The sequence below is a fragment of the Virgibacillus carmonensis genome, from assembly GCF_057836705.1.
Map to the genome: position 1 here is coordinate 47,571 of NZ_JBYQFJ010000001.1, position 22,357 is coordinate 69,927.

General features: G+C 38.0%; 22 protein-coding genes and 2 pseudogenes. 22 read left to right on the forward strand and 2 right to left on the reverse strand.

What is annotated here, in order from left to right; genetic code table 11:
• Positions 1 to 5 precede the first annotated feature (5 nt).
• Positions 6 to 278, reverse strand: a pseudogene (locus AC3G7N_RS00220) (competence protein ComK); the annotation flags it as partial.
• A gap of 134 nt (positions 279 to 412) precedes the next feature.
• Between AC3G7N_RS00220 and AC3G7N_RS00225 the strand changes: the two are divergent.
• From AC3G7N_RS00225 to AC3G7N_RS00240, 4 genes are all read left to right on the forward strand, one after another.
• Positions 413 to 706, forward strand: a complete 294-nt coding sequence (locus tag AC3G7N_RS00225) for a helix-turn-helix domain-containing protein (protein ID WP_489420120.1) — start codon at positions 413 to 415, stop codon at positions 704 to 706.
• A 404-nt stretch (positions 707 to 1,110) separates the two neighbouring features.
• Complete coding sequence (locus AC3G7N_RS00230) at positions 1,111 to 1,674, forward strand: sigma-70 family RNA polymerase sigma factor (protein WP_489420121.1); 564 nt, start codon at positions 1,111 to 1,113, stop codon at positions 1,672 to 1,674.
• 215 nt (positions 1,675 to 1,889) lie between these two features.
• Positions 1,890 to 2,129, forward strand: a complete 240-nt coding sequence (locus AC3G7N_RS00235; RefSeq protein ID WP_489420122.1) for a hypothetical protein — start codon at positions 1,890 to 1,892, stop codon at positions 2,127 to 2,129.
• Between the two features lie 130 nt (positions 2,130 to 2,259).
• Positions 2,260 to 3,138 (forward strand): DnaD domain-containing protein, encoded by an 879-nt coding sequence (locus AC3G7N_RS00240; protein WP_489420123.1) that lies wholly within the window; start codon positions 2,260 to 2,262, stop codon positions 3,136 to 3,138.
• A 206-nt stretch (positions 3,139 to 3,344) separates the two neighbouring features.
• Here AC3G7N_RS00240 and AC3G7N_RS00245 read toward each other — a convergent pair whose 3' ends face one another.
• Entirely contained in the window at positions 3,345 to 3,734 is a 390-nt protein-coding gene (locus AC3G7N_RS00245; RefSeq protein WP_489420124.1) for a reverse transcriptase-like protein, read from the reverse strand.
• Positions 3,735 to 3,886: 152 nt separating this feature from the next.
• Here AC3G7N_RS00245 and AC3G7N_RS00250 point away from each other — a divergent pair.
• From AC3G7N_RS00250 to AC3G7N_RS00335, 18 genes and pseudogenes are all read left to right on the forward strand, one after another.
• A pseudogene (locus AC3G7N_RS00250) lies at positions 3,887 to 4,101 on the forward strand (AAA family ATPase); the annotation flags it as partial.
• 312 nt (positions 4,102 to 4,413) lie between these two features.
• Complete coding sequence (locus AC3G7N_RS00255; protein ID WP_489420125.1) at positions 4,414 to 5,433, forward strand: tripartite tricarboxylate transporter substrate binding protein; 1,020 nt, start codon at positions 4,414 to 4,416, stop codon at positions 5,431 to 5,433.
• Positions 5,434 to 5,487: 54 nt separating this feature from the next.
• Positions 5,488 to 5,919, forward strand: coding sequence for a tripartite tricarboxylate transporter TctB family protein (locus AC3G7N_RS00260; protein WP_489420126.1), 432 nt, complete (start codon positions 5,488 to 5,490; stop codon positions 5,917 to 5,919).
• A gap of 14 nt (positions 5,920 to 5,933) precedes the next feature.
• Positions 5,934 to 7,424, forward strand: a complete 1,491-nt coding sequence (locus tag AC3G7N_RS00265; RefSeq protein ID WP_489420127.1) for a tripartite tricarboxylate transporter permease — start codon at positions 5,934 to 5,936, stop codon at positions 7,422 to 7,424.
• 19 nt (positions 7,425 to 7,443) lie between these two features.
• Positions 7,444 to 8,094, forward strand: coding sequence for a GntR family transcriptional regulator (locus AC3G7N_RS00270; RefSeq protein WP_489420128.1), 651 nt, complete (start codon positions 7,444 to 7,446; stop codon positions 8,092 to 8,094).
• Between the two features lie 18 nt (positions 8,095 to 8,112).
• Positions 8,113 to 9,453, forward strand: coding sequence for an MmgE/PrpD family protein (locus tag AC3G7N_RS00275; RefSeq protein WP_489420129.1), 1,341 nt, complete (start codon positions 8,113 to 8,115; stop codon positions 9,451 to 9,453).
• A 122-nt stretch (positions 9,454 to 9,575) separates the two neighbouring features.
• Complete coding sequence (locus tag AC3G7N_RS00280) at positions 9,576 to 11,000, forward strand: SLC13 family permease (RefSeq protein ID WP_489420130.1); 1,425 nt, start codon at positions 9,576 to 9,578, stop codon at positions 10,998 to 11,000.
• Between the two features lie 243 nt (positions 11,001 to 11,243).
• Positions 11,244 to 12,014 carry an IclR family transcriptional regulator gene (locus AC3G7N_RS00285; RefSeq protein ID WP_489420131.1) on the forward strand — a complete coding sequence of 257 codons (771 nt, stop codon included), beginning with the start codon at positions 11,244 to 11,246 and terminating at the stop codon, positions 12,012 to 12,014.
• Positions 12,015 to 12,105: 91 nt separating this feature from the next.
• Positions 12,106 to 13,503 (forward strand): APC family permease, encoded by a 1,398-nt coding sequence (locus tag AC3G7N_RS00290; RefSeq protein ID WP_489420132.1) that lies wholly within the window; start codon positions 12,106 to 12,108, stop codon positions 13,501 to 13,503.
• Positions 13,504 to 13,526: 23 nt separating this feature from the next.
• Complete coding sequence (locus AC3G7N_RS00295) at positions 13,527 to 14,336, forward strand: creatininase family protein (protein WP_489420133.1); 810 nt, start codon at positions 13,527 to 13,529, stop codon at positions 14,334 to 14,336.
• 332 nt (positions 14,337 to 14,668) lie between these two features.
• Positions 14,669 to 16,792: a BglG family transcription antiterminator gene (locus AC3G7N_RS00300; RefSeq protein ID WP_489420134.1), complete on the forward strand. Its 2,124-nt coding sequence runs from the start codon at positions 14,669 to 14,671 to the stop codon at positions 16,790 to 16,792.
• A gap of 12 nt (positions 16,793 to 16,804) precedes the next feature.
• The gene (locus AC3G7N_RS00305) at positions 16,805 to 17,245 is read left to right on the forward strand and encodes a PTS sugar transporter subunit IIA (protein WP_489420135.1); all 441 of its coding nucleotides are present in this window, start codon (positions 16,805 to 16,807) and stop codon (positions 17,243 to 17,245) included.
• Positions 17,246 to 17,250: 5 nt separating this feature from the next.
• Positions 17,251 to 17,526, forward strand: coding sequence for a PTS sugar transporter subunit IIB (locus AC3G7N_RS00310; RefSeq protein ID WP_489420321.1), 276 nt, complete (start codon positions 17,251 to 17,253; stop codon positions 17,524 to 17,526).
• A gap of 30 nt (positions 17,527 to 17,556) precedes the next feature.
• On the forward strand, positions 17,557 to 18,852 hold the full coding sequence (gene ulaA / locus AC3G7N_RS00315; RefSeq protein WP_489420136.1) for a PTS ascorbate transporter subunit IIC: 1,296 nt from the start codon (positions 17,557 to 17,559) through the stop codon (positions 18,850 to 18,852).
• 79 nt (positions 18,853 to 18,931) lie between these two features.
• Positions 18,932 to 19,924, forward strand: a complete 993-nt coding sequence (locus tag AC3G7N_RS00320; protein WP_489420137.1) for a phosphotriesterase family protein — start codon at positions 18,932 to 18,934, stop codon at positions 19,922 to 19,924.
• A gap of 25 nt (positions 19,925 to 19,949) precedes the next feature.
• Positions 19,950 to 20,663, forward strand: a complete 714-nt coding sequence (locus tag AC3G7N_RS00325) for a creatininase family protein (protein WP_489420138.1) — start codon at positions 19,950 to 19,952, stop codon at positions 20,661 to 20,663.
• 32 nt (positions 20,664 to 20,695) lie between these two features.
• On the forward strand, positions 20,696 to 21,409 hold the full coding sequence (locus tag AC3G7N_RS00330; RefSeq protein ID WP_489420139.1) for a KDGP aldolase: 714 nt from the start codon (positions 20,696 to 20,698) through the stop codon (positions 21,407 to 21,409).
• Positions 21,410 to 22,138, forward strand: coding sequence for an SIS domain-containing protein (locus AC3G7N_RS00335; RefSeq protein WP_489420140.1), 729 nt, complete (start codon positions 21,410 to 21,412; stop codon positions 22,136 to 22,138).
• The last annotated feature ends 219 nt before the right edge of the window (positions 22,139 to 22,357 follow it).

The following is a 22,357-nucleotide window of genomic DNA, read 5'->3' on the forward strand; positions in this document are numbered from 1 at the left end:
ACTATTTAAAAAAACGGTCTGTTATAAAGTCCAGTCACTCCTTTTTCAACGCCCTGATGCAGTAGGGCGTTGTTTAAGTGATAGGAGAACCGTAACATACACATAGTCGTTCGTTGCATTTGTTTTTCTAATATGTGGCAGGACTCGCTCATGTCTAGTTGGTTTCCATTTTTAAAGGTTATAACGGATTGAATGGTCAGCTTTTCTACAGAGTGATTCGGTTGAATTCCCATCACGTGGTTGTAAAAGAGCCAACCACACTGGAAATGGGTTGGCGAGTGAGTTGGGAAGGTTTAGATCATCTTGCTGGGACTGATTGAAATTGGGACTTTTCGTTTGCAGCCTGTTTGATACATGACAGCAGTTCGTCTCCCATCGAGCATTTTAACCTAAAAAAGGAGCAACATTCTCAATGGAAAAAATCGTAACACACTATAATATAACGATAGTACAATGGCTTTGTTACCAGCGGCAAACATGGAATATGACACAGTGGATGTCCAAATCCAAACAAGCTAATTTGATTAGCTCGAATGGAGTTTTTTTAACAAACAACCGCTCCAAAAGAATAGCGTTAGGTTTCACACTAGAGCGCTTAGCGGGAGAAGCAAATCTGGATGATAAGAATCTAGGAAAGATTGAGCGGGGGAAGAAACTACCTAGTACAAGAACACTTTTCAAGCGAAATAAAGTTAGACTAGCCTAGATATAGCCACACCTTTGCCATTTACTATAATCATTTCCTAGGTTCAGAAGTGTTCATCCCAGGAAAGATTACGTTTCTTATACTGAAACGTAATCTTTCTCTAAGGAAAATGAAAAGTCTATTAGTGAAAATTCTATTTTGCAGGCGGGTTATGGACGTTTGGGGTGAATTGTTGGGTGGTACTATTTAATGCTCGAGCCATATTTGACCCATTACTGGACCAATTGCCGGACCCATTTAGGACCATACTTAAACAATAAATAAAACAAAAGAGAAGAAGAGAAGTAGAAAGGCGCGAGGGATTTCAAAACTTTTTTAACTATTTTTAATTTACATGCCACCAAATGGGGTGCTTTCTGCGATTATAGTAGTAAAAGAGTATTTAACTCGCTGGAGGAGAAAAAATGGATAAGAATAACCAATTTACGTTTGAAGCAATTTTTGAGCAAAATCAGCGGAGAATTCATTACCATATTCACAAGTTACGTATTAATGATCCACATCAAGAATTTTACCAGGAAGCCCTTTTTGCCATGTGGAATGCCTATAAAACGTATCAACCGGATAAAGGCGTCATGTCAACTTACTTCAACTATACGATCAAAAATCGTTTAATTGATTTAATGCGTAAAAAGTCAAGAGAACAACAGAACGAAGACGCATGCGTGCAAGAGATAGGAAACAGAACGTATAACAGTAATCGCATCCGTAAAAGCAATGCACTTATTCCTGATATTACGGACTTACCTATTGATGATTCGTCTACGGTGATGTGGGAGCAGGTAAAGTCATTATTAACAGAAGGTCAATGGAGCTGGGTGTATCACTACATTATTTTAAATATGTCACTGAAGGAAATTGCTGAACAAGAAGGTATGACGATTGAAGCCGTGAAGAGCCATGGGAAACGAGCGAGGAAGAAATTGAGAGAAGCGGGGTTGAGGGAGATGCTGGGAGAGTTGGGGTAGTGCCAGTCACTTCCCGTTAGTAGCAAATAATTATTTGCTTGAAATCTAAAGCGCCAAAAGTGGCGCTTTTTATATTGGTTGAGAGTAGTGGTAAGTAGCTTGTCCATCCCGAAAGATCCTTCCAAACAAACGCCACCTTCTGCGACGCTTAAACGATAATAGTAATAGACGATCGTACTTTTTATGAAAAGCCGGGCTTTGGGCAGGAGTTACAAATGATTGCAATTGGCGAAGAAGCATTTGAAACGTTTTTTAGGAAAAATGAGAAGCGCATTCATTATCACATCCATGATTTGAACATTAGGGACAGTTGTAATGAATTTTATGTGCAAGGTATTCATGCTCTATGGAAATGCTGGAAGGACTATCATTCTAGTGAAGGTTCGATAAAGATGGATATCGATACAATGATCCGTTTATTGCTAATTGGATTGCATGATAGAAAGCATGGGTGAGTGTTTTAGTGGAGAGCGCCTTTTTAAAGCAAAAAGGCGTTTTTGATTTTTTTATTTTAGATGCCACCTAACAGGGTACTTTCTACGATTATAGTATGAAGGACTATTTTATGATTAAGGGTGGAGAAATATGAATTACATAAAACAACTAAACGCTTTTCATTTAAAGATTGATTTAGAACCAATATCTGTAAACGCAAGGTCACTATGGTATACCTTGACAGACATCAATAACCGGCTTGGCTGGCGAGCGGAATTTACCGTTGCGGCATCCAAACTAAGGGAGAAAGCAGGGTTAACGGATAGTACGTTTAAACGTGCACGTAAGGAGCTAGAGGACAATGGGTTTATTCAGGTAACAACCAGAAATGGCAACCAATCGGCAGTCTATAAAATGGATTGTTTGTATAACGGAATGAATGGCAAAGTGGGGGATGCAGAAGGAATTGGCCTGCAACATGAGCAGAAGGTAGCCGACAATGTGAACTGCAGTTTGGACCACAAACTGACCCCATTAATTAAACCAAAACAAAAAGAAAAACAAAACAATACAACAACTACAAACGACGCGATTGCATTTTTTCAAGAAAATTTTGGTGCAATTACGCCATACGTTGCTAACGATATGATTAATTGGGTTAACGAATTAGGCGAGTCTTTAGTTTTGGATGCCATGAAACGCGCTTTGGAAAGAGGTAAAGGAAATTGGGGGTATGTTAAAGGCATTTTACAGGCTTGGGTAAAAAAGGGTATTACTAGTGTTGATCTGGCACAAGCGGAAGAAGTGGAATTTCGCCGGGAAAAGGTAGAACGGAAGGGCTCACGTTCGTTTGCTTCTAGGACTGCACCGGAGGAAATTGTTCCGGATTGGTTTACGGAGCAGAAGAGACAGGAGAAGTTGAAACGGGAGCAAAAAGAAGCGATGAATAAGCAGCAGGATCCTGTTGCGGATCAAGCTGAGAGGGCGAGGGTTTTGGCGAAACTTGAAAAGTGGAAGATTGCTGAGTGAGGGTAGGTTTGGGCTTGTTTGTATATGACAGACACGAAATCAGTTATTGGCTTTAATTTGTGTAGGGGCTTGTGATAGAAATTACAACTCTAGCATATGCCGCTGTATGTTTTGGTGATCTTATAAATATGAGAATGGCGTCTACCACAAATAGCTAGTGAATTATTTGTATAATTATTGTCAAATAAAGTATTGCCAACATAATGTTACTGCATCCGAATGGCTTCTCTTGCTAACCAATCCGCATGGTTATTACTCTTTTCAGGTATCCATTTGATAGAGAAGTATGGAAAGTTGTTTGCTTCTTCTCTGATTGCTTCAAGCAGTGGAAGAAAGGTTTGGTTTTTGGTGAGATCCATTTCAATCACATCTACTACTAGCTTTGAATCTGACCTAAATGACAGTATTTCACCTGGAATTTTCTCCTTGCAAATTTCCAATGCTTTCACAACAGCATGAAATTCAGCTTCATGGTTGGACATTTCACCTAATGGAAATACGTATTCATGTATTTTTCCACTTGCTTTTATATAAACCCCAGCACCACTAATTCCCGGGTTACCACTTGATGCCCCATCTGTGTATACTGCAATCAATGTTTTGTGCTCCTTTTTTTGAGGATATAGTACTAGGATTATAACAGTTTTGTGTTGGGTGTTATTAATACTGTTTATGGTAACACCACCAAAAACATATACAAGTGAAAGCCTACATCGATTCCAATATAGTCAACTATCATTCATCTTAATTAAAAATCGTAGAGTTAAGACACCATGAGGATTCTAGCATTTTCTGTTCACAATTCGCCCCTAGAGGTGGTATGAAAAAATAGGGAAGACACTATTGGCAGACGCCATATTAGACTGTATAGTACATGATTCTTACAGTAACCTAATTGATGGAAAAACGTCTATGAGAGAACGACATGGAATAGAAAATAGAGATCCAGGCCACTATTTTTAGGTAGTGGCTTTCTCTTTGTCTCAAGTGGCTTATTAACTTGAAAAATTGGTGGCTCAAAAAGGTGGCACAGCTGGTCCTTGTCAATGGCAATATTAATGTTTGCAAAAGTTGTGATTATAACTATATGTTTCTTAAATGGTATACCAAGTTAATCCTTAATTAAAAAAGCTAAGTGTGTGTGAAAGTATGTTTTAATAGGTTTTAATTGATTAAAATTATATTTTTAAAATATTTTTTTAATTCAAGTATTGAAAATTTTATACAAGTGGTATACAATAACAACACATTTAACAAAGAGGAGGAGTGGTGGAGATGAAAATTTGTAAACGCTTTAAAAGTATTTTTTTGCTTACACTAATTTTAATTTTAGCTGCGTGTTCATCATCAGCGAGTGGAGGAAATGGGGATTCAGAAAATCAAAACTCAGATGGTGTTAGTGAATTTCCAAAAGAGGAAATAAAAATAATTGTACATACGAGTCCAGGAGGCCCTACTGATACAATGGTTCGTATGTTAGCGAAAGAAACGGAGCCTATTCTAGGGCAGGAAATTATAGTAGAGAACAAAAAAGGTGGTGGTGGTGCAGCTCAAATGGCTGCTCTCCAAGCTGGTGATTCGGAAGGCTATACCTTGGCATCAATGACACCGACACATATTGGTGCATGGAACAGTAATTTAAAGGGGCAGTTTAGTCCAGAAGATTTTGCATTTGTCACACGTGTACAGTTAGACCCTTACATTCTCGCTGTCAATGCAGATAGTGAATTTAAAACTCTTAAAGATTTAGTTGATTACATGAAAGCGCATCCAGGGGAGATAAAGATAGGGGGATATGGAGCAGTAGGATCTGGCCATAATGTAGCGTGGAATATATTCGCTGATACCGCTGATGTTGAAGGTGCATGGACAAATTACGGGAGCACAAGTGACGCAGTAACTGCTTTGTTAGGTAATCATATTGATGTAGCAAACTCTAACCCAGGAAAGGTTGTACAATATGTTGAGTCTGGAGAATTAAGAGTACTAGGGGTTTTTAATAAAGAAAGACTAGAGTCGTTGCCTGACGCCCCAACGTATGAAGAGGCAGGTTTCGAAGTGAATGTTGATTGGGCTCAATTTAGGGGTATCTATACAAATGGTGATGTGCCAGAAGAGGTTTTACAAAAATTAAGTAATTCTTTTGAGGAAGCAATGAACACCGACAATTTCAAGAAGTTTTTAAAGGAGTCTAAAACAGAATATGGGTACATGGATCATAAGGAATTTACTGATTTTATAAATAAACAGATAAAAGTAAATAATGAATGGCTAAATAAACTTGGGATAAAGTAATTATTTATACGGGGGCTTAAAAGCCTCCTTTAAAAAGAGGTGAAAAAAATGCGAATGCAAAAGGCTGAAGCGATACTAGGAATAACTTCAATATTAGTTGCACTATGTTTTTTTATAATCGCACAAAAGTTTCCAGAGTCATTAAACAAAGCTGATGTTGGGCCTGCGGCCTTCCCTCAAGTTATTTCAATTCTTGTCATTATTTTTTCAATACCAATTGTATTAAATTCATTATTTAAAAAAACAAAGAACAGTAGGATTGTAGTTAAAAGGTTTAGTAGTATTCTTATTTCTATTGTATCTATCATAGCTTTTATAGCAGTAATTCCTGTTTTAGGTTTTTATCTTTCAACTGCTATCTTTTTTCCTATTTTACTAGTATCAGCCAGCGAAACAAATTGGAAATCGATTTTAGTGACCACATTAGTTTTTGAACTTTTCGCCTTTGGGATCTTTGATAAAATGCTAGGGGTACCATTACCGTAAAGGAGGAATATCAAATGTTAGAGGGGTTACTAGCTGGATTTTCACAGGTTTTTCAACTATCACACTTTCTTGGGCTTCTTATTGGTATTGCGATAGGTTACTTTATTGGATCAATGCCAGGGTTAACTCCAAGTATCGGGATCGCTTTAATTATTCCATTTACATTTACTATGGACCCAGTGATGGCGATGATAATAATCACAGCACTCTATATGTCTGCTGAATATGGGGGAGGTATAACCGCTATTCTATTAAATGCTCCTGGCACCCCTGCTGCTGCGGCTACAGCTTTTGATGGGTATGAACTCACGAAAAAGGGAGAAGCGGGACTAGCATTAACTGTTTCAATTATTGCCTCAGCTATCGGAGCTATAACTAGTTCAGTCTTACTTGTTTTTACTGCTGTGCCGATGGCAAGTTTCGCCTTAGAATTCGGTCCAACTGAGTATTTTGCTTTGGCAGTATTTGGCCTTAGTTTAGTGGCTTCTTTGAGTCAAGATTCTCTTTTAAAAGGGATACTAAGCATGTTACTGGGTCTTTTAATAGTCACAATTGGTTTAGATCCAGTTATGGGAACACCAAGATACGTATTTACAAATGGTTTGTTTGATGGAGTGCCATTTCTACCGGCATTAATTGGTCTATTCGCTCTTTCGGAAGTGTTCTACATGTTAGAAGATGTAAAGGAAAAGCCAGCTAGATCAGAAAAATTGAAGGGTATTGGGGCGCCATTTAGTGTATTTAAAAAAATGTGGCCAACACTAGTCAGATCTCCCCTTCTTGGTTATTTTATTGGGGTTATTCCCGGGGCAGGAACAACAATTGCTTCCCTTGTCAGTTATAATGAGGCAAAAAGGGTTTCTAAAACTAAGGATACATTTGGCAAAGGTAATCCTGAAGGAATAGCGGCCTCAGAAGCAGCGAATAATGCTGCCGTGTCAGGTGCGTTTGCACCTATGTTAGCATTGGGGATCCCAGGCTCTGCTAGTGCTGCTATTATTATTGGTGCTTTAACCATTCAAGGTATACAACCAGGCCCAATGTTATTTACAGAAAACCCTGAAATACCTTATTCAATATTTGCCGCACTATTTGTTGGTGTTCCAATTATGACTGTGGTTGGACTTGGTGGAGCACGTTTATGGGTGAAAGTTGTCCTTATTCCTAAAAGAATTCTTGCCGTTTTTGTAGCCGGTATCTGTATTATCGGTGCGTTCGCTTTCAGTAATACAATGTTCCCTGTATGGGTTATGGCTATTTTTGGAGTACTAGGTTATCTTTTAAGAAAATGTAATGTACCTACAACACCAATGGTTTTAGCTTTAGTGTTAGGATTTATGATGGAAACAAACTTCCGAAGATCAATGACGGTTAGCGGTGGAGATTATTCGTTTTTCTTCGAACGTCCTATTACTGTAATACTGCTAGTTGCTTCAGCTATAACGCTTGTTGTACCATTTATACAAAAGATTAGAAGTAACAAGATTGAGCGAAGTGGGCAATAGCTTCACGGGGGTGTGTTAAATGGAAAAGGATATTAAAACGGATAAAGTGTTCCAATATTTATATGACGGTATAAAGTCTGCTGAATTTCCTTCGGGTGTAATGCTAACCGAAAGGGGGATAGTCAAAAAGCTTGGTGTAAGTAGAACTCCTGTACGCGAGGCATTAAGACGGCTTGAAAAGTATGGATTAGTAGAGTCTGAACCACACAAAGGTGTCAGGGTAATCTCGATGACAATAGACCGAATTAAGCACTTGTATCAAGTCAGGGAAGTTCTTGAGGGTCTAGGTGCTAGATTGTTAGCTGAAAAAAAAGATGAAAAAGCTATTTCTGCGCTTAACGATCTTCTTGCTCGTGCGGGAGAGGCGGTTCGGATTGGAGATATAGAGTCGCTTTCGAATATTAATAGTAATTTTCATATGGAAATAGCAAAGACATCAGGCAACAGTTACTTGATAAGTGTTATGGCAACTTTACAATCACATATTCAACTTGTAATGGTAACTTCACTTTCGAACAAGGATCGACCGCCGCAGAATTTAAAAGAACATAGGATGATTGTGGATGCAATTGAGAGTTGGGATCCAGAATTAGCTGAAGCCTTAATTAAGTCACATGTGCGCAAATCATATAAAATTGCCTTACAAAAACTAGGTTTAGTTGAAGAATAAGAGAATGGAGAGGTTTTTATGGTGACAAGTACTTTAGTAAAAAACGTATTAAATACTACATATGAGGATATTCCTGCTTCTGTTGTGGAACATGCGAAAAAAAGCATTCAAAATTGGATGGGGGTTGCAATAGGAGCTGCCTATCACGAATCTGTAGACATGGTATTAGAGCTGAAAAAAGACTTAGATTCTGGTGGACAGGTTTCCGTGTTGGGTAGATCTGAAAAGGTGGATTTACTTCTAGCTTCGTTAACAAACGGTATGTCATCGCACATTTTTGACTTTGATGATACACATTTAGATACAATTCATCACCCTAGTGGTCCTGTTGCCCCAGTTGTGTTTGCACTAGGGGAGCATTATGACTTGGAACCAAAAGAGTTAATTAGAGCGTTTGTATTGGGGTGTGAAGTTGAACTAAGAATTAGTAATGCTGTGTATCCATCCCATTATGACTTAGGCTGGCATATTACAAGTACTGCAGGTGTGTTTGGGGCAGCAACGGCAGCGGGAGTGCTGTTGAAGTTTGATGAGGAACAGATGTTAAATGCCCTTGGTTTGGCAGGAACACAATCAAGTGGTTTAAGAGAAATGTTTGGTACAATGACAAAACCATTTCACCCAGGAAAGGCTGCTCAAAACGGATTGTTAGCTGCTCTATTAGCAAAAAAAGGTTTCACAAGTTCCAAGCAGGTATTAGAAGCAAAAAGGGGCTTTGCTTCTGTGTTAGCACCGGAATATAACCTTGACCGTGTCAATGAAAATTGGAGCACACAATGGGAATTACTTAAAAATGCGTTTAAACCATATGCATGTGGAATTGTTTTACATCCATCCATTGACGCTTGTATCAAGTTGAAGGAGTACGCAGGCACTGAGGATGTTGAAGAAATTAGACTAACTGTAAATCCATATGTTCTTGAGCTAACTGGAAAGCCTCAACCAAAGACAGGATTAGAAGGCAAATTTAGTATTTATCATTCAGCAGCAGTTGGATTTTTAGAAGGTGATGCAGGTGCGGATCAGTATAAAGACGAAATTGTATTGCGTCCAGATGTTGTTTCATTCCGTTCTAAAATAATACCAGTTGTTGATCCAGATATGCGAGAAGATGAAGCAACTGCTACAGTAAAGTTAACTAACGGGACAAGGCATACTGTGAAAATTGATTATGCAACAGGAAGTATTGAAAACCCAATGACACAAGAGCACTTAAATGCTAAATTCTATAAGCTTACACACCCAATTATTGGTGTTGAAAGTAGTAAGAAGGTTGTTGAAAAAGTAGGAAACTTTGAAAATTTGTCATCAATTAAGGAAGTTATTGGGCTATGTACAGGTAAAGACGTATTGGTTTAAGTTAATTATTTATTTAGGGTAAGAACCTTGATTTATCTCAAGGTTCTTATTTTCATATTTCTGGCAAGTGAAGAGTAAAACGGATGTAAATCGTCGTAATTTTTTTAAGGGTAAGGTGGCTTATGACAAATGTGATTGGGGACACAAAGCAACTAGTTAAATGGGTTATTATTTTTTTAGCAATACTATTAATTATTGTTGTGGTGACTGTTCCGAGTGATATTCTGCCAGATAAAAAAGAATGGACCACATTAGCAATTCTACTATTTGTCATTATTTTATGGTTTACAGAAGTGGTTCCAGCTACAGTAACAAGCATGGTTGTTATTGTGTTGTACCCGTTATTTCATGTGATAACTTTTGAAGAAGCAGCGCAAGGATTAGGCAATGAAATTATTTGGTTAGTCGTATCCATGCTTATAATGGCAACTGCAGTAAAAAAAACTAACTTAGATAAACGGATTGCCTTTTTTATACTTTCCTTTTCATATGGAAAAATAAAGTTGATTTTATTAAACTTTATCATTTTAGCATTTCTTCTCACCTTCATTATTCCAAATGCAATAGGTAGACTAAGCGTTCTACTACCAATTGGTCTTAGTTTTATTAAGGCGTTCGAAAAAGAGTTAGAGGGTAATTTCTCCAAATCAGTCATTTTAATTATCACGTTTGTACCCTATTTATCTACCATTAGTATCTTGACAGGTGCAGGTGGATCTATATACGCCGCTAGTTTGTTTGAATCAATGCTCGGTTATGAATGGTCCTATTTGCACTGGATGATTGTTATGACACCTATTTCTTTGTTGATACTTTTAATTTTTTGGTGGTTATTACTTTGGCTATACCCAGTAAAACTAAAAAGACTAAAGAATATGAATCTGTTTCTTGAAAAGGAAAAGGATAAGCTAGGTTATATTACGACCTCTGAAAAAAAACTAGGGATATTGTATTGTCTCCTTATTATTCTATGGGTGACAAAAGAGATTCATCATATTCCAATTTCAATGTCAGCTGTACTGATATGCATATTTTTATTCATTCCAGGGTTCCATATACTTAATTGGGGAGAGGCAAAACAAGGTGTCGATTGGGGAGTTCCGCTATTATTTGCAGCTGGGTTTACAATAGCTCTTGCGCTTCAAAAAAGCGGGGTTGTTGAAATGATTACAACTTTAGTAGAAGAAAACCTCATAAATGTACCTAATTTACTTTTACCATCAATTCTTATGCTTATATTTGTTGCCGTCCGCATTGTTTTTACAAACTACACTGCAATGGTGGCATCATTATTGCCTGTTGCACTTACTTTTGCAGTTGGTAGCCCATTTAATCCAGTATGGTTAGGGATGATTTGTGTTGTTGCTAGTAGTACTTCTTATTTGTTTCCTTCACAGTCAATCGGGAATATGATGACATATTCACTTGGGTACTATAACGGGCGGGATATGTTTATGGTAGGAAGTTTTTTAACAAGTGCCATGATTATTATTACCTTATTGGCAGCCCTGTTTTATTGGCCGTCAGTAGGGATTGATATGTACTAAGCCGATAACGAAAGAGGAACTTTATGGGATTATGAAATCGAATGCATATGAGCATGGACTAAATAGTAAACAATCGTTTATTTGAAAGGGTAGACTCTAAGAAAATGTTAATGCAAATGAAGATGTAAAGTCAATCACTTTAACGGATGTATATTTTTCTGGAAATTGATAGTACTCATATCAAAAGATTAAAAGTTAGACACGTTTAGATAATATCGAAATAATTTAGGGGCTGAAAACCACATGAAAGAAAAAACTAGTAGAAGTTCCAGTGTTGATAAAGCATTATTATTATTAAATAGCTTTAAGGAGAAAAAATATAGTTTAACGCTTGATGACTTAACTAAACAAACAGGAATTCCACGATCAACAGTATTTAGAATGCTTACTTCGTTGGAGGGTTATGGTTATGTAAAGAGAATTAAACTTTCAAATAAGACATGGTATAGTCTTGGTTATGCTTTCCTTGAGAAAGGAATGATGGTACACCGGAATTTAGATATCCGGGGATTTGCAAGAGAAAGTATGACAGCTTTAAGAAATGAATTAAATTTAAATGTACAACTTGCTATACAAGACGGATTAGATGCTTTATACATTGAACAAATTCAATCATGGCGCCCTATTCGTTTGTACCCAGCTATAGGACGAAAAGCCCCTCTGTATGCGGCAGCTTGTCCAAGAGTTTTGTTAGCTTATTGTGAAGAAGACGAACGAAAAACAATCTTAAATCAATCTGATTTTAAGTTATTTACATCAAACACACCGACTAGCGAAAGGGAGATTAATAAACATATAGAAAAGGTGAGAAATCAAGGTTATAGCTACAGTAAGGGAGAACTATTTGAAGGAACTGTTGCAATTGCAGTACCAATTTTTTACCCCTCTACCAAAAATGTTATAGCTGCTTTGAGTATTGTTGGTTTAGAATCGGATCTTGAACTAAGTAATGACACTTATGTGTTAAAGCTACAAATGGCAGCTTTAGAAATATCTAATAATATTTCTGATTAATTTAAAAAATATAAAGGAATTTGAAAGAATATATCGAAGTATTTAATATAATGGTTTTTTAATACCACTAAATGGGATGGAGGGGATAAAGATGGAGGCTGATTCAACCAACACATCCGGAAGACTTATACGTGGCCTAGGCTTCGTGGATCTATGGAGTATTGGTGTAGGTGCGTTAATTGGTGGAGGAATATTTACGGTAATTGGCCCTGCAGTTGCTCAGGCGGGTCCTGCTTTATTTATTGCGTTTATAATTGCAGGTCTTGTAGCAATATTATCATCACTGAGTTATGCAGAATTGGCATCAATATGGCCTTATCAAGGAGCATCCTACGCATATTCTAAATTTGCTTTTAGTTCTATTTCACCTGACTTAGGAAAACTTATTGCCTTATGGTGTGCTGGTTTATATTTTTTGTCGTTTGCTTTTGCAGCAGGTGCAGTAAATTTAGGCTTTGCAGGTTATTTTAATTTTATATTTCCAGGGTTACCTCCAGTTATTGTAGCACCAGTAGTCTCAGTTATCATAACTGGATTATTACTAGTAGGAATTAAGGCTACAGGAAAAGTAAATACATTTTTTTCTATAATACAAGTGATCGCTTTGTTTGCTATTGCGATAATTGCAATATTTTCTAACCCAATTGGTCCGTTTCAACATAGTGAATTCTTACCGAATGGGTGGACGGGAGTATTTGCTGCTACAGCACTAATTGCGTTTGGACAAATGCAAGTGGAAGCAGTGCTTACACTAGGCGAAGAAGCAAAGAATCCAAGAAGAAATCTACCTTTGGCGCAAGTATCAGCCTTGGTAACTGTTGTTGTTTTATATGTAATAACTGGCTATGGTGTAGTTTCATCTTCGTCTCCAAGTGATCTAGCAGCGTCAAGTGCACCATTATCATTAGCGGTAGAAAATGTTTTACCAGGGATAGGGGCAGTTTTAATCGCGATTGCAGCTTTAACTGCTACTGGAACATCCACTATTGGTTGTTTGTTGGGTTCATCAAGAATGCTTTATGCGGGTGCAAGAGAGAGGGCATTCCCACCAATTTTTGCAAAGATAGGGTCAAGAACTGGCGTTCCAACGAATGCTATTATATTTACTGGAGTAATAGCTTTGGCAGCCACCTTGACAAGTACAATTGGTTACGCATCAGCTATTAGTTTGCTTGTTGGTGCAGCAGTGTTTGCTAACTGGCTAATGATGGCAATAGTGAATGTTGCACTTGTGGTTGTGAGGGTGACAAGAAAAGATTTAAAACCATCATTCCGTTATCCAGTAAACATTAAAAATATACCCATCCTTGCCATATTAGCAACAATTGCTTGTATATGGATACTTACTTACATTGAACCAATACCCACGTTAATAGGTATTTCATGGATAGTTCTCCTAACAATTTGGTATTTTGCATACGCAAAAAGTCGTTGGGAATTCCTTGATGAAAAAGATATGGAAGTAATAGCTAAATCTAATGAAGAATAAATTTTTAAGTAAGGAGTTTTATTATGAATAACGTATGGCTACAAGAAAATAAATGGGAAGACGTGGAAAACTACCTCGAAAAGAAGAAAACAATAATAATACCTTTTGGAAGTGTAGAACAACACGCCCAACATTTGCCCCTAGGTACAGACGCCTTCTTATCACAACAAATTGCAGAAGATGTGGCTAAAGAAACGAGTACACTTATTGCTCCACCAGTATGGGTAGGGTGGGCTCCACACCATATGGCTTATAAAGGTACTATAACTTTAAAACCAGAGACGTTAACAAGTATAGTGGAGGATATGTGTGAAAGTTTAATTTATCATGGTTTTGAAAAAATAATACTGGTAAACGGGCATCGTGAAGCGAATCTCCCTCCTATTAAAATAGCAATGACTAGGGTAAGAAATAAGACTGGTGCATTTTTAGCGATAGCAGATCCGTTTTACATTAATTATCAGAAAGGCAAAGAATTAAGTGAAGTTGAAGCAGGCGGAATAGGACATGCGGAAGAATTAGAAACTTCACAAATGTACCATCTGTTTCCTGGATTGTGTGAACCGTCTCGTTCCGCAAAAAATATCCCGGAACACCATCGTTTTTTACAGCATGACCCTCTTGTAATCGGTGATAAAATGATTACAGTGAGTGATGTGGCAACACATAAGGAGAATACTAAAGGAATTGGTATAATGGGTGATGCTACTTTGGCAACAAAAGAAAAGGGCAAAGAATACCATAAAGCATTAGTTAATAACATTTCGGAGTTTATAAACTACTGTGAAGATAATATTGAGGTGAAATTAAGGAACCAAGAGATACCTCTTTAAGAAATTGGGATTAGTGCCTGTCACTTCCCGTTTTTTGTCGTATATTGTCGAATGAGATTAGTAGGTTATAAAAGCTGTTAGATCTGATGTGCGTTATGCTATTGCCATTGGAACTAATGGCTTTTTGGCTAGCGGACCTCACTAGTGAGCGTTATGAAAAACAAGACCTTTGCATAGTCAAATGCAGGGTCTTGTTTTTTAATTATTTCAAACAGTCCAGTTTTGCAAATGCACATGTGGCTTATTTGGTCTTTTATACGGCTTGTATCTTTAATATATTATAACTAAGGGCAAGCTATTTTTAGCTTTCTAGAGTAGTGAGGGTGATAAGGATGGATCAACGCAGTATTGCAATTATAACTAAACTTGCAGAATCAGATTCGTACATTTCTGTTCACGATCTTGCGGGCCTATTTAATGTATCAAGACGTACCATCTATAATGAACTTGATAAAATCAATAGTTGGCTTTCAGAACATGACTTTTCTGAAATAAAACAGGTTCATTCAAAAGGTCTGTATATAGAACAGAATACAAAACAGCAAATCTTAAATAAACTTGGGCCATCTAATATCCCATACTATGAATTCTCACCAACGGAACGTAAAGCATGGATTTATATTTACCTTACGACTCAAGGGAAGTCATTTTTACTCAGTGACATTATAGATCTGTGCCGGGTAAGCAGGAATACTGCGTTGGACGATATTAAGAAATTGAAAGATGAATTAAATGAATACCAGATAACCTTATCCTCTGAAAGGAAGCGGGGATATATTGTTACAGGATATGAAAGCGATATCAGGCGAGCCCTTATCGATTATGTTGCTTTCGTTATACCTGATAATGGCTGGTATGGCCTTGTAGCAGGGTTGGAAGAGGATCTTGAAAGTGAGATGAATGCTGTTTATGCCATCTTCAAATCGAAAGATCTACGCTTATTAAATCAGCTTATTCGAGAATATGAGACACAGGAGAAGCTTGAGTTTACGGATAATGTTCTGGATACGCTTGTTATATGGTTCTATTTGTTCCTGAATCGGATCAGGCAAAACCAATTTGTCAAGATAGACCCGGATGAGAAAGAAGTTATACGTGGAACGAGTGAGTATCAGGGAGCAAGGAGTCTAGGCATTCGACTTGAAAATGAGATTCATATTGAAATACCAGTTGATGAAGTATGTTATTTTGCCAAGTATTTGCTTAGTTCTAAGGTGAATCAAAATTTAAGTTTACAGTTTCCCAATAAAGAGATGAGATCGCTTCAACATGTCGTGAAGAAAATGATACACGATTTTCAAATTTATGCGGCTGTAGCGTTTCCTGACCCTGAGCGGATGTATCAGAATATATTACTTCATATAAAGCCTGCGTATTATCGAATTAAATATGGAATTAGTATTGAAAATGCTTTGCTTGATTCTGTTAAAGGTAACTACCCGGAAGTGTTCCATCTGACCAAAAAAGTGATTCATCATCTAGAAGATACGATTGGGAAAACGGTACCGGAAAATGAACTGGCATTTATTGCTATGCATTTTGGTGGTTGGCTGCGCAGTGAGGGTGTAGTGATTGAGTCACAACGAAAGCAGATGCTAATCGTTTGTACGAATGGTTTAGGTACGTCACGTCTTTTGGAAAGTCAGATGAAGGGGTTATTCTCAGACGTGGATGTTGTAGGAGTTACGTCATTTCGGGAATATGAAAAAATGGATTTGTCAGTCGACTTCATTGTTTCTACCATCCCACTTTCAGACAGAGGTATTCCGATTTTTGTTGTAAGTCCTGTGTTAAATAATGCGGAAAAGGAACAGCTGTTGAAAAAGGTTAACAGTCTCTTCCGAAGTTCATCTACTTCCCAGAGTTATTCCGTGGATACTGTGATAGGCATGATTGAACGTTATGCCACAATCAGAGAAGAAGAGAACTTACGACAGGAATTGCGTCAGTATTTTCATGCACCAGTGACACTGAAAAGTGAAAGGTTGAAACCAAGCTTAAATGATTTGCTGGTAGCAGATAAAATTGTTTTCCAAAAGCGACTAGAAAATTGGGAAACAGCAATTAAAACTGCAGCACAACCATTATTAACTGGAGGCTACATTCAAGATAATTATATATGTAAAATGATTAATATTGTTAAAGAAAAAGGGTCTTACATGGTTATTTCCAATCTAATCGCCCTCCCACATGCGACTGGGGATGATGGTGTAAATAAAACGGGAATGAGCATGCTGCATCTGGAAGAACCGGTAGATGTGATGGGGAAAGATGCACAAATTTTTATTGTATTGGCACCGAAGGATAATGAGCAACATTTGAAGGCACTGGCTCAACTTACCAGGTTATTTTCTAACCAATCATATAAAGATGAGATGTTACAAGCAACGTCAAAAGAGCAAATTACAAATTTAATACGTATACATTCAGACGAATCGTATGACGCAAAGAGATAGGTGTTGAGTGGAATGAAGTTTTTGGATAAAAGTCTGATTAAACTGGGAGCAGAGGTAAACAACGCACAGGAAGCAATTGAAGAAGCCGGAAAACTACTGTTTACCGAAGATCTTGTCGAGGAGTCGTATATTGAGGCGATGGTACAAGCATATAACGAAAATGGACCATACTTCGTTCTTGCGCCAAAAATTGCCATTCCTCATGCAAGACCTGAGGATGGGGTGAAAGAAGCATCCGTATCCTTTGTGCAACTAAAGAAGCCGGTAGTATTTGGTCATGCATCTAATGATCCTGTCCAACTGATATTTGGACTTGGGGCGTCATCAAGTGATGAACATTTAACTCTTTTAAAAAAGTTAACTAGTTTATTAAATGATCCCGCTAATATTGAGGCTTTAGTAAATGCATCAAGCTACGAGACTGTACAACAACTAATAGAAATGGAGAGATAGAGATGATTAAAATTTTAACAGTTTGCGGATTAGGTCAGGGAACAAGTTTAATTTTAAGAATGAATGTCGAGCAAGTACTTGGAGAAAGAAATATTCAGGCAGACGTTGAGCATACGGATGTTTCTGCTGCTTCAAGTATGGAGGCAGATTTTATCATTACGAGTAATGAACTGGCAGAAAGCCTAGTTGGACACAACGCTAAAATTATTATTGTTACTAATTATTTTGATATGGACGAGATTAATAAAGTAGTTGATGAAACTATTATACAAGAAAATTAGATTGTACTAAATCTATCAGGGGGCAGCGAAATGGATATTATTTTTTGGATTGCTACAAATATATTTGGCCAAGCAGCTATCTTATTAGGTTTTATTGTTCTACTAGGTCTACTACTGCAGAAAAAGACAGCCAGTCAAACGATTAGTGGAACGTTTAAAACAATTATTGGGTTCTTAATTATCGGTGCCGGTTCCGGCGTAATCGTAAATGCGTTAACGGTATTTGAACCATTATGGAAGGAAGTCTTTAATCTTTCTGCTGAACCTTTAGGCGACTTTATGGGACAAGAGGGTTTTAATGCGAAATTTGGAAGTGCAGTCGCTTTAGCAATGACACTTGGTTTTGTCATCAACGTTGTGCTAGCTAGATTTACACGATTTAAATTTATTTATTTAACAGGGCATATGATGTTTTGGACCACAACGATTTTTGCAGGTATTGTAGTTCAGGCAGTAGGTGACGTTTCTTTCGGAAAACTAGTGATATTCTTAGCGATTATTATGGGGGTATACTGGACGCTTCAACCAGCAGCAACTCAACCATTAATGCGTAAAATCACAGGTAACGATAATATTGCACTTGGGCACACGTCGGCCTCTGTAGCGTTACTGGCAGCATTGGCTGGTAAACTACTAGGAAATAAAGAAAATGATTCGGAAAAAATAAAGTTACCAAAGGGCTTAGAGTTTTTAAGAGACTCCAATGTAATTACTGCTTTAACAATGGGGCTACTATTCTTAGTTGGTGCAGTCATCATTTCCTTCAAGGATACGCCGGGTGCACAGGAATTAGTTGCACTGGCTGGCGATCAAAACTTTATCATTTATGCTATTATCCAATCATTTACCTTTACTGCAGGTATTGCAGTTGTGCTCATGGGTGTACGCATGTTCATCGGTGAAATGGTTCCTGCCTTCAAAGGTATAGCAACAAAAATAGTTCCTGGTGCAAAACCTGCTTTGGATAGTCCAATTGTTTTTCCATTCGCACCAAATGCAGTGATCCTCGGTTTCTTAGGATCTTTTGTAGGAGCATTATTGTGGTTAGTTATTTTAGGTAATACAGTCGGATATGTCTTTGTACCGACGATGATTGTATTGTTCTTCCATTCTGCAACTGCTGGTGTATTCGGAAACGTTACTGGCGGTGTGCGCGGTGCTCTAATGGGTGGATTTATTACAGCTACTATTGTGGCCTGGGGGCAGTTTGTTACAGTTAAATTCCTTCTCCCCGACACCATACCAGATACCGCAATGTGGGCGGCGGATTCGGATATGTTTATACTGGGACCAATTATCCGCTTTTTAGCACAGTTATTCTTTTAATTGTGATTGTTAAACAACCATGCCAAAGGGAAGAGAGTTTACTTTCTTTCCTTTTGTACATTAAAGGGAGTGTTTCTAAATGAGCTTTATTCGAACTTTTCATGGAGATATAGAACCTGATAAATTAGGATTTACGTACTCACACGAACATATTGTATGCAGACCACCATATTGGGTGGAGCTTGAGGCAGATGATTTGTTACTTGATGACAAAGAAAAGTCGAAGCTTGATGTTCTTGACTTTAAGAATCTCGGTGGACAGACTATTGTCGATGCTACGGCAATTGACTATGGCCGAGATGTGGATGCAGTAAGACAAATAGCTGAGGAGACTGGGGTCACCATTATTGGGACAGCGGGATTTAACAAAAGCTTTTTATGGAATGCGGCTATTCCAGATGGAGTGAAGGATGTAGTTGGCGACTTCCGTACGTATCATGAGTGGATTGAAACACGAACAATTAATGAGTTAGCTGATTTTGTGGTCAGTGAAATTGAGGAGGGATTACAAGGTACAGATGTGCGCGGCGGACAGGTTAAGTTCGGTACGGGATACAATCGAATAACCCCTCTTGAGGAAAAAACATTACGCGCTGTTGCACGGGCATACCACGAAACGAAAGCTCCGATGCATTCCCATACAGAAGCAGGAACAATGGGACTTGAACAGGTAGAACTTTTGAAAAGTGAAGGGGTAAACCTTGAACATATCAGCTTTGGCCACATGGACCGGAATCCGGATCCTTTTTACCATCAAAAGATGGCGGAAACAGTGGCGTTTCTCTGTTTTGATGGCATTTCAAAGATAAAATACGCGCCGGAAAGTACCCGAATCCATTGTATATTAGAGCTAGTCAAAAAAGGTTACGAAGATCAAATATTGGTAAGTGGCGATACTGCAAGAAAGTCTTATTACAAGCATTATGATTATGGATTAGGGTTGGAAAATATAATCGGTAAGTGGGTTCCGCGTTTTATCGAAGAAGCAAATACAAATGGATTTGATGGAAAGAATCTAATAGACAAATTTTTCATTGATAATCCTGCAAGATGTTTTACGTTTAAGAAGTAAAGGCGGAAATGGATGGTGATTAGGAATGCAGATGCAATATCAAAACTCGTATGACATAAAGGAACAGATTAATAAGTCAAAAATAGCAATCCTGCCAATTGGAGCAGTTGAAGCGCACGGCCCTCATTTACCTCTGGGTACCGACAATCTATTAGCAGAACGTGTTGCGGAAAAATTAGCTGATCGTGTGAACGGCATGCTCCTACCAACGTTACCATATGGACAAGTGTGGAGCTTACGTAATTTTCCTGGAAGTATCACTGTTAGTAATGATTCACTAATTCGTTTCATTGTTGATATTGGAGAAAGTCTTTCCAAACAAGGATTCAGGACATTTGCAATGGTGAATGGGCATTTGGGGAACGGTACTGCGTTAAAAGAAGCGGCTCGCGTCTTGTACGAAACCTGTCCAGAAATGAAGGTGTTTTACTTTTTTTACCCTGGAATGAACAAAGCGGTTGCAGAGATTCGTGAAACTGAATCTGCACATGGCACCTATTTTCATGCGTGTGAAATTGAGACATCCTACATGCTTTATTTAGCACCAGAGTATGTGGATATGGATAAGGCAATTACGGATATTCCAACGATACCAGCCCATGCTGATGTAACGCCTACACCGTGGGAAGAGTTTACAGAATCAGCAGTTCTGGGTGATGCAAAGCTTGCTACAAAAGAAAAAGGAAAGTACGTTATTGATATCGCACTTGAGAACATGGTGAAGCTTGTTATGGGGTAATAGAAGTTGTAAAGGAATGGTGAGATTTTAAAATGAAGCGTAAGCTATACGATAAATTTTTGTTTAACTTTTTAGCGAGTGACAAGGATAATGCTTCGAATATTATGGAAGCGGGTAGGGGATATGTTGTCCCGGGTATTGTCTCCGATCAATTTCCCTCTATTAATCGTGCTGTGGATAAGGTTCACGAGTTAAAGCGAGTCGCTGAAGTGGTCAGTGTTGGTCTTGGTGGTGGCGGTAATACAGCGAACTGGAAGCGGGTATTGGAAATAAGTGCTGCATCTCAGCCAGGCCATTTAAACCAACCATTTGAAACTGCATCCTATACAAAGGGATTTTTAGATGGACATGATGTCTCAAATCAATTGGTAAATGCACTTGTGAAACCAACAGGACAAGTAGGAAAGATACAGCTTTCGTCTGGATTAATTATGAATGTAGAAGAGTTTATCGAAGTAGCACTGGCGGTAGGCATAGAAAGTATTAAGATGATGCATGTAAAGGGTGCCCAACATTTAGAGGAACTTATTTATTTGACGGAAAAAGCTGCAGGCAAGGGAATTCGAGGCATTGAACCAGCAGGTGGAATAGATGCCACTAATATCGGTCAGATTTTTGATGGAATCAAGGGCATCGATATTGAATTTTTTATGCCGCATATATTTGGATCTACCATCGACAAAAAGACAGGCAAAACAATTCCACGTAAGGTTGAAGAAATACTACACGTTTTGGAGGGGAAATAAATGATTAATCAGTACATGCAAAAAATCCATGAATTATTAGAAGTGGTAGAAAAAGAGGAACATAAAGCGATGAATGAGGCTGCACAAAAGGTTGCAGAAGCGATTCAGGATGGGGGTGTCATTCATCTATTTGGTTGTGGCCATTCACATATCCTAACAGAAGAGGTTTTCTATCGTGCCGGTGGTCTTGTACCAATTCATCCGATCCTACATGAGCCACTAATGCTTCATGAAGGTGCAGTCCGTTCCTCAGAATTTGAGCGAAAAAATGAATACGCAGGTTCATTTATGGAAGAACAGGATATTCGTGAAGGGGATGTGATAGTTGTTATTTCCACATCAGGTCGTAATCCAGTTCCTGTTGATGTTGCACATATTGCAAAAAAGAAGGGTGCGTTCGTGATCGGAATTACGTCCCATGCCTATTCTTCAAGCCAACCCTCACGCCATCATAGTGGTGAGCATTTATATGACGCAGTAGACCTAGTGATTGATAATCATGCTCCTGTTGGAGATGCATTGCTAACGCATGAACATGTCAAAGTTAACTTTTCGCCAAGTTCAACAGTTGTTGGTTCAACCATTTTAAATGCAATATTTGCAGAAGCGATTACGGTAATGGCTGAAAATAATTTTGAGCCTCCTGTATTCCTAAGCGGTAATATTGATGGCGCGGACGAGCATAATGAGAAGTTGATTGAGAAGTATCGCGGTAGGGTTGAGTTGTAGTTTTGTGTGATTGGATTTAATTATGTGGATGATAAGGTGTTGTTTCTGTGGATAGGGACAACACTTTTTTTGTGGTTGAATTAGTGAGTATGGTTTGGTGATATTTCATTTCAGTTATTATTAAACAAATACAAATATATAATTGACTTTCCCTAAGTTTAGAATTATACTTTTCTAAATTAACTTATAATTTAAAAGGTTATAACATTATAATAATTT